This window comes from Rheinheimera sp. (assembly GCF_037442525.1).
Taxonomy (GTDB): domain Bacteria; phylum Pseudomonadota; class Gammaproteobacteria; order Enterobacterales; family Alteromonadaceae; genus Pararheinheimera.
The window spans coordinates 145,221-153,860 of sequence record NZ_JBBIQD010000010.1 but is presented as its reverse complement, the minus strand read 5'-3'; the positions used below and the strand labels follow the sequence as shown (position 1 = coordinate 153,860).

At 55.1% G+C, this 8,640-nt stretch carries 8 protein-coding genes and 1 pseudogene; 4 read left to right on the top strand and 5 right to left on the bottom strand.

Going from position 1 to position 8,640, the window contains the following annotated elements:
• The 4 genes and pseudogenes from WKJ03_RS14555 to WKJ03_RS14540 form a co-directional block, all read right to left on the bottom strand.
• Positions 1-368 (bottom strand): annotated as a pseudogene (locus WKJ03_RS14555) (hypothetical protein); the annotation flags it as partial.
• A 121-nt stretch (positions 369-489) separates the two neighbouring features.
• Complete coding sequence (locus tag WKJ03_RS14550; RefSeq protein WP_337842952.1) at positions 490-1,701, bottom strand: Xaa-Pro peptidase family protein; 1,212 nt, start codon at positions 1,699-1,701, stop codon at positions 490-492.
• 64 nt (positions 1,702-1,765) lie between these two features.
• The gene (locus tag WKJ03_RS14545) at positions 1,766-3,457 is read right to left on the bottom strand and encodes a M1 family metallopeptidase (protein WP_337842951.1); all 1,692 of its coding nucleotides are present in this window, start codon (positions 3,455-3,457) and stop codon (positions 1,766-1,768) included.
• Between the two features lie 178 nt (positions 3,458-3,635).
• Positions 3,636-4,064 carry a Spy/CpxP family protein refolding chaperone gene (locus tag WKJ03_RS14540; RefSeq protein WP_337842950.1) on the bottom strand — a complete coding sequence of 143 codons (429 nt, stop codon included), beginning with the start codon at positions 4,062-4,064 and terminating at the stop codon, positions 3,636-3,638.
• Positions 4,065-4,199: 135 nt separating this feature from the next.
• Between WKJ03_RS14540 and WKJ03_RS14535 the strand changes: the two genes are divergently transcribed.
• The 3 genes from WKJ03_RS14535 to WKJ03_RS14525 are packed head-to-tail and all read left to right on the top strand — an operon-like array spanning position 4,200 to position 7,221.
• Positions 4,200-4,898: a response regulator transcription factor gene (locus WKJ03_RS14535; RefSeq protein ID WP_337842949.1), complete on the top strand. Its 699-nt coding sequence runs from the start codon at positions 4,200-4,202 to the stop codon at positions 4,896-4,898.
• Positions 4,895-6,247 (top strand): ATP-binding protein, encoded by a 1,353-nt coding sequence (locus tag WKJ03_RS14530; protein ID WP_337842948.1) that lies wholly within the window; start codon positions 4,895-4,897, stop codon positions 6,245-6,247. The genes WKJ03_RS14535 and WKJ03_RS14530 overlap by 4 nt, the downstream gene beginning before the upstream one ends.
• 5 nt (positions 6,248-6,252) lie before the next feature.
• Positions 6,253-7,221: an alpha/beta fold hydrolase gene (locus tag WKJ03_RS14525; protein WP_337842947.1), complete on the top strand. Its 969-nt coding sequence runs from the start codon at positions 6,253-6,255 to the stop codon at positions 7,219-7,221.
• Here WKJ03_RS14525 and WKJ03_RS14520 read toward each other — a convergent pair.
• Positions 7,195-8,082: a cation diffusion facilitator family transporter gene (locus WKJ03_RS14520; RefSeq protein ID WP_337842946.1), complete on the bottom strand. Its 888-nt coding sequence runs from the start codon at positions 8,080-8,082 to the stop codon at positions 7,195-7,197. The genes WKJ03_RS14525 and WKJ03_RS14520 overlap by 27 nt on opposite strands.
• An 82-nt stretch (positions 8,083-8,164) precedes the next feature.
• Here WKJ03_RS14520 and trmL point away from each other — a divergent pair, with 82 nt between their 5' ends.
• Complete coding sequence (gene trmL, locus WKJ03_RS14515) at positions 8,165-8,629, top strand: tRNA (uridine(34)/cytosine(34)/5-carboxymethylaminomethyluridine(34)-2'-O)-methyltransferase TrmL (RefSeq protein ID WP_337842945.1); 465 nt, start codon at positions 8,165-8,167, stop codon at positions 8,627-8,629.
• Positions 8,630-8,640: the final 11 nt, after the last annotated feature.

The window sequence follows — 8,640 nt, the reverse complement described above, 5'->3', positions numbered from 1 at the left end:
CCGACACCCACACAGTTTTCACCAGCATTGGATAAAAAGCTGACCCTCAGCCGCAGGTAGTATTTGCTGGAGGGTTCCAGCCCGGTCAGGCGCTGTTTCAGAAACATAAACAGATCATCGCTGCGGTTCATGCCCGACAGCAAATAACCAGTGCCACTGAACCCCGCAGGCAGAGTCCGGATACCGGACTCCAGCTGATAACTGGCTGAATTGTCTGCCGGGTAGTCGGAAAAACCGGCAGTCCAGCCAGAGGCCCCCTGGCGGAAATCGTAGTTATAGCCTTTGCCGTCGCCGCTGAGCAGCTCAACCTCGCAGGCACTTAACAGCGCGGCGGCTGCGGTAAGACTTAATACGTTGAATCGATTCATGGCTGCTTTTTACTCCAAAGAGTCTGATAACAGAGAGTCTCTATTGTAAAAAGCAGCAGGCCCAGTCCTGTGACCATTTGTAATGCTTCAGTATGAATACGTCACTGACCTGTGACTACACTCAATCGCCAAATGGCTGCTCAATGCTGTGGGCCGGTTCAGTAAACCAGCGTGGGCCCTGCGCCGTCATATAGAAATGGTCCTCCAGACGCACGCCAAAATGGCCCGGCAGACAAATCATCGGCTCATTGCTGAAACACATGCCTTCAGCCAGCAACGTCTGTTCACCCCGCACCAGGTAGGGCCCTTCATGAATATCGCGGCCAATGCCATGACCTGTCCGGTGTGGCAAGCCGGGTAACTGGTAGTCCGGCCCCAGACCATGCGCCATCAGCACCTCACGGGCCGCGTAGTCGGGCTGTTCACAGGGAGCGCCCAGCTCTGCAGCCGCAAAAGCGGCGGCCTGCGCCTCTTTCTCAATAGCCCAGATACGGCGCTGTTCTGCAGACGGCTCGCCAAACACATAACTGCGGGTAATGTCCGACACATACCCCAATAAACGACAGCCTGTATCTATCAGTACCATGTCGCCCTGTTCGAGGTTTTTGGGTGTTTTGACACCGTGCGGATAGGCTGAATCCGCGCCGAATAACACAATGCAGAAATAGGAACCGCTGGCACCCACTGCCTGGTGCGCCCTGTCGATAAAGGCTTCGACCTCAGCCGTGCTGATCCCCTCATATAAAATGCTGGCAACGGCCTTGTGCACTTCCAGCGTCATGTCCATCGCCCGTTGCATAATGGCCAGTTCAGCCGCCGATTTCTGCGCGCGGCAGCCTTGTGTCACGGCTTTACCACTCTGGATCTGCCAGTCCGGCACCTGCTGACGTAAACCTTCAAAAATGAAAAAGCTGCTGCTGTCATCCAGTGCCAGTACCGGTTGCTCCAGGCCGGTTAAAGCGCGGGCCTGCTGCACCAGCAACTGGTATGGATTTTCATGTTCATGCCAGCCCACAATAGCCGCTTTCACCTGCTGATAGCCTTCCAAGGTCGGCACTTCAAACACCGGGCTGATATAGACCAGTTGCCCCGTTGCCGACAATAAAGCACCAACCAGGCGCTCACTGGCATACCAGTCGGTGCCGGTAAAATAACTTAAATTCGTCCCTGCATTCAGATACAGCAGGTCGATACGTTGCTGCTGCATCAACTGACAGGCTTTGCCGATACGCTGTTGGTACTCAGCCACAGCTATTGGCTCCACTCCCTGAGTCATGACCCTTAAACGGGCTAACGCGTCCGTCTGGCTGACGCCTCCTATGCCTTTTATCATTGGTTACTCCGCTATTGTCGGCAGACAGGGCCTGTTCCCGTTGATCCGGTCTGCCATGAAAGAGTTAAACTTTGGTTTTGTTGTTGGCGTGAAGGTCACAGCGACCAATCAGCGGTAACTGTCGCAGGATCAACATCTGCGGATCCAGCTGCAACTGGCTGTCACCTGGGAGCCAGACATCCCCTTGACTGAAATCCAGCCACTGCAGCTCCCCATTAACCAGCGCAGGCACCGGCATTGGGAACGGCAGATTGCCCGGCACCTTCCAGTGCAGACGAATTTGGCCGTCTTGCTGGTGCTGCATCAGCTCAGGCAATTCAGCCTGATACAGATACACATCAAACAACCACTGGTAATTTTTGCCGGTCAGGCGGTTCACAATGGCAATAAAGTCTTCTGTGGTTTTGTAGGACGGTGCAATAGGGTAAGCCAGTTTGGCCGTGTCGGCTGTCCCATAGAGCAGCTCACGGCTGGCTTGCCAGAACAGCTCGTCGCCAATCAAAGCCCGCAGCGTATGCAGTACCCAGCCGCCTTTGCCATAAATATCCGAATTAAACGCCTGCTCCGAGGTGACGACACCTGTGCGCACCACAGGATCGCAGTTTTTCAATCCAAGATAAGCTTTGTACATCTGGTAGCGGTAAGCCGCTTCGCCCAGTTTATCCAGCGCATAAGCCGGCTGCATATACAACCCAAAACCTTCATGCAACCAGGCATGGTTCAGGGTTTTATGCGTCAGCAAATTACCAAACCATTCGTGCGCCAGTTCATGTTGCGCCAGCCAGTCATAACCATTCGGGTCCAGGCTGTAGCCTTTGCCATAGGCATTGATGGTCTGGTGTTCCATGCCCAGATGTGGCGTTTCGACAAAACCAATTTTTTCGCGGCCCCAGGGGTAAGGCCCAAGTGTTTTTTCATACCACTGGATCTGGCCTTGTAAATCGTCCAGCCAAAGCTTGCGGGCCGCATCTTTGTGTTGTGGCAAAGCCCAGAACTCCACCGGAATAGTGCTGCCGTTAATGCCCTGATAACTGAAACGCTCCAGCACATAGGGGCCAATATTCAGCGCAATATTGTAATCGCTGGCCGGAACAGACAATAACCAGTCAAATTCGGTGCGGCCATCGTCCAATGTGCGCTGATGTTGCAATACCCCATTGGTGGCCGCAGCCAAACCATGTGGCACTCGTAAGGTGATCCGCATCGAATCGGCTTTATCGCCAAAGTGGTCTTTACAGGGCCAGAATAAATCACAACCTTCGCCTTGCACTGCGGTCGCTATCCAGGGGTCACCTGAAGGGGTTTTCGCCCAGACAAAACCACCAGACCAGGGGGCTTTCAGCGCACTATGAGGTTGTCCCTGATAAAACACCTGCACCTTGACCTGCTGACCTGCTTTGTAAAGTCCGGGCAATGCAATAGTCAGCAGTCCACCATCACGCTGGTAGCTGGCTTTTTGGCCTGCCACCTCAATACGGTTGATCTGAAACCTGCTGTCAAGTTTCAGCTCCACACTCTGGCTGTCGGCCAGCAGTTCAAACCAGGTGGTGCCACTGCCGCTGATGAATTTGTTTTGTGGGTCAATGTCCAAATCCAACTCGTAACGGCGCACATCCGTGGCCTGAGCAACAACAGACAGAGGCTGACCTGTATCGCCAACTTTTGGGTCCAAAGGGGCGGGGCTCTGGCAGCCAGCCAATAAAGCGACTGCCGCAGACATCATCAGACTGATGCGACACCAAGGAAAGTATTTCACGGTAAACCTGCATTTTTATTTTCTGTGGGCCGCCGATCATGACAAGAGCCCGTCGCAAGTGCCAGAGCGCCACACTGTGTTCTGTCCGACCTCAGCCCCCGTTAATCGCGTTTGTTTTATAACGGAAAAAGGCGCTGAGGTCAGCGCCTTTTGGCATCACATCCATTGCAGCTTCGGACTATCCCTGCAGACGTGACTCCCGTTTCTGTTCCCGCTCAGCCAGTTTGGCTTTTTGCTCTGCCGTCAGCAGCTGATAAATGTCATGCTGCAGACGGGCACGGCTGATCTCCGCTTCCAACCGTTGCTTTTGCTGACTTTCCAGCTCAGCCCGCACTGCCGCTTCATCGAAGTTTTCTGCCTGGATCAGCGTTTTTAATTGCTGATGCTGAGCTTTCATACCGGCTTTGGCTGGCAGGCTGGCCCGATGTTGTTCCATCAGGGTTTTCACCTGGGCTTTTTGAGCCTCGGTCAGGTCCAGCCCTTTCAGTTGCATCACAGGTCCAGGCAGAGGGCCATGATGACCACGGTCTTGCCCTGCGGTGGCAGTCAGGCTGGTTGCAGCAACTAAGGTACTGAATAATAATGCGGTCAGGGTTTTAGCTTTCATCGTCAATCTCCTGTGTTGGGACCATTACAGCTTACCCAACCCAATGCAAAGCAGCGCAAAGCCAAAGTAAAGATTGAGTAAAGCCCTGCAAGCAATTCTGTCTGGCTTTTACAATGGCGAAAAACAGGAGGCGCAATGACCGCAATATTAATGATTGATGATGATCAGGCACTGACTCAGCTGGTCGCCGAATACCTGCAACCTGAAGGTTACCAGTTTACCGCTGTGCATGAAGGTATCACAGGCCTGGAGCGGGCCAGAAGCAATGAGTTTCAGTTGATCCTGCTTGATATTATGTTGCCGGGTCTCGATGGCCTCAGCCTGCTGCGCCAGTTGCGCCAGCACAGCTATTGCCCGGTATTGATGCTGACTGCCCGTGGAGATGAAATTGACAGGGTACTGGGGCTGGAACTGGGCGCCGATGATTACCTGGCCAAGCCCTTCAGCCCAAGGGAGCTGGTCGCCCGTATCAAAGCCATTTTGCGTCGGGTCGAGCTGCTGCAACAACAGCAGCAAAGCCAGCCAGCCACTCTGACCGTTAACCAGCTTACGCTGGACAGTGCGCGCCGGCAAATCAGCGTCGCCCAACAGGCGCTGACCCTGACCGCTACCGAATACCAGATCCTGGAAATACTGATGCGTCATGCCGGCGAAGTGGTCAGCAAAGAAGACTTAAGTCAGCTGGCGTTAGGCAAACGTCTGCAAATCTACGACCGCAGCCTGGATATGCATATCAGCAATATCCGTAAAAAAATTGCCCAGTACGACCCCGGCGAAAAGATTCAGACCTTACGTGGCCTGGGCTATTTATTGCTGCAGGAAAGCCCGGCATGAACTGGCAGCGTTTTCATCCGTTTAATTACCTGGCAGGCCGGATTTTCCTCTGGTTCTGGCTGGTCCTGTCGGTAGCGGTCGCCGGCACCATGCTGCTGACCGAAAACTGGTTGTCCCAGACTGAGCTGCACAGACCGCCACCACATCTGGCCGAGCCGATGCGTCAGATCAGCCGTCAGCAACCGGCCTTTGCCAGTGAGGCCGAGCTGCAACGTTTTCTGAAGCGCCAGTTTGATGGGGTCTGGTTGCTGGTCCGGCTCAGTGACACTCAGGTGCTGAACCGGGGCGCGATACCACCCAAACTGGATCCCAGCTGGATCACTGAACTTGCTCAGTTGCAGCGCCCCCGTTTATTGACGCACAGAAACTACCTGCTGCTGGGGCCGGCGCTGGTGCGGTTGGGAGACGAGCCTGTCGCAGCCTTTCAGTTGCGACAAAAGCCAGAGCGCCCCTGGTGGCATCTGGCCGCCTTACCCGAAGAACTACTGGTGCCCTTTTTACTGGCGGTCTCGGCGATCGCCAGTCTGATCCTGGCATTCTCCATTACCCGGCCTTTACGTGAGCTGAGCCAAAGCCATCTGGACTTTGCCCGGGGCCAGCTGCAAAGCAGGGTCTCCCACCTGGCCGCCCGGCAGGACGAGCTGGGTGCTGTAGGCCGCGGTTTTAATACCATGGCGCAGCAGATTGAAGCACTGATTGAAAACCAGCAGCGCCTGTTGCGGGACGTGTCCCATGAACTGCGTTCGCCATTAACCCGCTCTCAACTGGCGCTGGCCTTGCAACAACGGCAACAGGACAGCCCTGCGCTGCAGCGCATCGAACAAGAACTGCAGCTGCTGGATCAGTTACTGGATGAATTACTGACCTTCAGCCGGCTGGACACAGGCCAGTACCCGCTGGATAAGCAGCCACTGGATTTGGTCGAACTGCTGCAGGCGATCCTGGAGTTGAACCAGCTGGAAGCCGACAACAAACAGCAGCAACTGCTGTTGGAGGCACCACAGCAGGCCCTGTACAGTGCCGACCAGCGCCTGATTGGCCGCGCCATTGAAAACGTGGTGCGTAATGCGATCAAATACAGTCCGCCCGACAGCACAATCCGTCTGCAACTGCAGCAGGCTCCACAGGGCTGGACACTAAGCATTTGTGATCAGGGCCCAGGCGTGCCCGCCGACCAGCTGCAGCAGATATTTGCGCCTTTCTTTCGGGTATCACAGGTACGGGAACATCATCAGGGCACAGGGCTGGGGTTGGCTATAGCTGCTCAGGCCATGCGTCAGCATCAGGGGGCGATCAGTGCCAGCCTGACCGACCAGGGTGGTTTGTGTGTCCGCTTTGAATTCAGGTAACACAGATGCACTGGCTATTGAACGCACATTTTTCTGAACAGGACTTGCTGCAGCGTCAGCCAGAGCTTTTGCAGTTCTGGCAGCAGGGCAAGCACCAGCAGTTTGCCGCCCAGGACGGCGTGATGCTGGCCTGCAGTCAGTTTATTCAGCCTGCTGCCCGTGCTGACCTGCTGATTTGCCCTGGCCGGATTGAAGCCGCAGAAAAGTACATGGAAAGCTGTTTTGATCTGTACCAGGCCGGTTTTAACCTGCATCTGCTGGACCACAGGGGCCAGGGTCGTTCGATGCGGCTTTGTGCCGACAGCCAGCTAGGTTATGTCAGTCACTTTACTGACTATGTGCAGGATTTACGGCTTTTTATCGACAGCAAAGTCCGGTCTGTGGCACAAGGCCCGTTATTGGCGCTGGGGCATTCCATGGGCTCTGCCATTCTCTGCCGTTATCTGCAAAGCACGGCAGCACATGGCATTAGCGCCGTGGTGTTTTGTTCGCCTATGTTTGGCCTGGTGACCAAGCCGCTGCCTGAACCTCTGGCCCTGACATTGGCCCGGCTGATCCGCTGGTGGCAACAGACCCCTGATTATTTCCCCGGTCAGAAACCGTACCGCATCATTCCCTTTCACGAAAATCATCTGTGCCAAAGCCAGGGCCGTTATCAGTGGTTTCGCGAATTGTATGAACAGGATCCGCCACTGAAACTGGGCGGGGTCTCCAGCCACTGGCTGGTGCAGGCATTGCTGGCTTGCCGGCAAATCCAGCAGGCTCCGCCGCTGGACATACCTGCGCTGCTGTTGCAGGCGGGTGCGGATGATGTGGTGGATAACAGGGCGCAGCTGCGTTTCGCTTCGGCTCAGCCAGCCCTGCAGCTGCACCGGATTGACCATGCCAGGCATGAGCTTTTTTTGGAAACTGATGCCATCCGGCTGCAGCTGTATCAGCAGTTGCAGCTATTCTGGCAGCAGCTGGGCATCTGAGCGCGGTTCCGGATGGATCATCACTTCCGCACCGGCATACCGTGCTTTCAGCTGCAGTTCCACAGCATCCACAATTTGATGCGCCTGTTTTAAGGTCCAGTGATCGTCCAGCACCAGCACACATTGAATAAACACTTTGGGGCCTGCTCTGCGGGTACGTAACTGCTGACAGGCCAGCACATCGGGTTGCGCCAGTACCAACTGTTCAATTTGCCGCAATTCGTCTGCCGGTAACTGTTCATCCAGCAAATGCTGCAGGCTTTCCCTGGCAAGCTGCGCCGCACTGTACAGCAGATAACAGGCAATCAGGGCGGCTATCAGCCAATCTGCCCAGAACCAGCCCCGCCAGACCAGCGCCAGAGCCAGAAACACAGCGGCATTCATCAGCAAATCACTGCGGTAGTGCAGCGAGTCAGACTTCACCGCCAGTGAGCCAGTGCGGCGAATAATCCAGTGCTGCGCCAGCACTAACAACAAGGTCAGCGCCATGCAACACAGGGTAATCACCATGCCAAAGCCTGGCGCCTGTGGAGTCACCTGCCCTTTGGCACCGTCCAGTGCCTGTAATAACACCAACAGCGCAGCCCCGGCTAAAAAGGCAGCCTGCAACAGCGCCATCACCGCCTCTGCTTTGCCATGGCCAAAGCCGTGATTGTCGTCAGCTGGTCGCAGTGCATAACGCAACACGGCAAAATTAAGCGCCGAGATCAGTAAATCCAGTGCGGCATCGGTAAAAGAAGCCAGCATAGCGCTGGAATCCGTCAGCAATACAGCCCAGAGTTTCAGCACTAAAATCAGCACCGCCACGCAAAGTGTCAGGTAAGCTGAGCGTTTAACCCACAACTGATAATCAGCCTGCATAAGTTCCTCTTGATGGCCGATAGGCACCTGAAACGAAAATTGCTACACTCAGCGGCCTTTCGATGGCCATCTGGAGTCTTTGATGCTTGATATTGTGTTGTACGAGCCTGAAATTCCCCCTAACACCGGCAACATTATCCGGCTTTGTGCCAATACAGGCTACAGGCTGCATCTGATCGAACCTTTGGGTTTTGCCTGGGACGATAAACGGATCCGCCGGGCTGGTCTGGACTACCACGAATTTGCCACTGTGCAACGTCATGCCCACTATCAGGCCTTTCTGGATAAAGTGCAACCCAAACGCCTGTTTGCCTGCACCACCAAAGGCCAGCGCCATCATTCAGACGTCCTTTATCAGCAAGGGGATGTGCTGATGTTTGGTCCTGAAAGCCGGGGCTTGCCAGCCGAAGTCCGGCAGAGCCTGCCGCAGGAACACTGGTTAAGAATACCTATGGCTCCGGACAGCCGTTCGATGAACCTGTCCAACGCGGTCTCGGTTTTTGTCTACGAATCCTGGCGACAGCTTGGGTACGCGGGCTCCGTCTGAGCAAAAGGCAG

Bases quoted from the DNA above. Each gene is read 5' to 3' on its own strand.
- WKJ03_RS14525 (WP_337842947.1), top strand. From the start codon at position 6,253: ATGCACTGGCTATTGAACGCACATTTTTCTGAACAGGACTTGCTGCAG.
- WKJ03_RS14530 (WP_337842948.1), top strand. From the start codon at position 4,895: ATGAACTGGCAGCGTTTTCATCCGTTTAATTACCTGGCAGGCCGGATT.
- WKJ03_RS14535 (WP_337842949.1), top strand. From the start codon at position 4,200: ATGACCGCAATATTAATGATTGATGATGATCAGGCACTGACTCAGCTG.
- WKJ03_RS14520 (WP_337842946.1), bottom strand. From the start codon at position 8,082: ATGCAGGCTGATTATCAGTTGTGGGTTAAACGCTCAGCTTACCTGACA.
- WKJ03_RS14550 (WP_337842952.1), bottom strand. From the start codon at position 1,701: ATGATAAAAGGCATAGGAGGCGTCAGCCAGACGGACGCGTTAGCCCGT.
- trmL (WP_337842945.1), top strand. From the start codon at position 8,165: ATGCTTGATATTGTGTTGTACGAGCCTGAAATTCCCCCTAACACCGGC.
- WKJ03_RS14540 (WP_337842950.1), bottom strand. From the start codon at position 4,064: ATGAAAGCTAAAACCCTGACCGCATTATTATTCAGTACCTTAGTTGCT.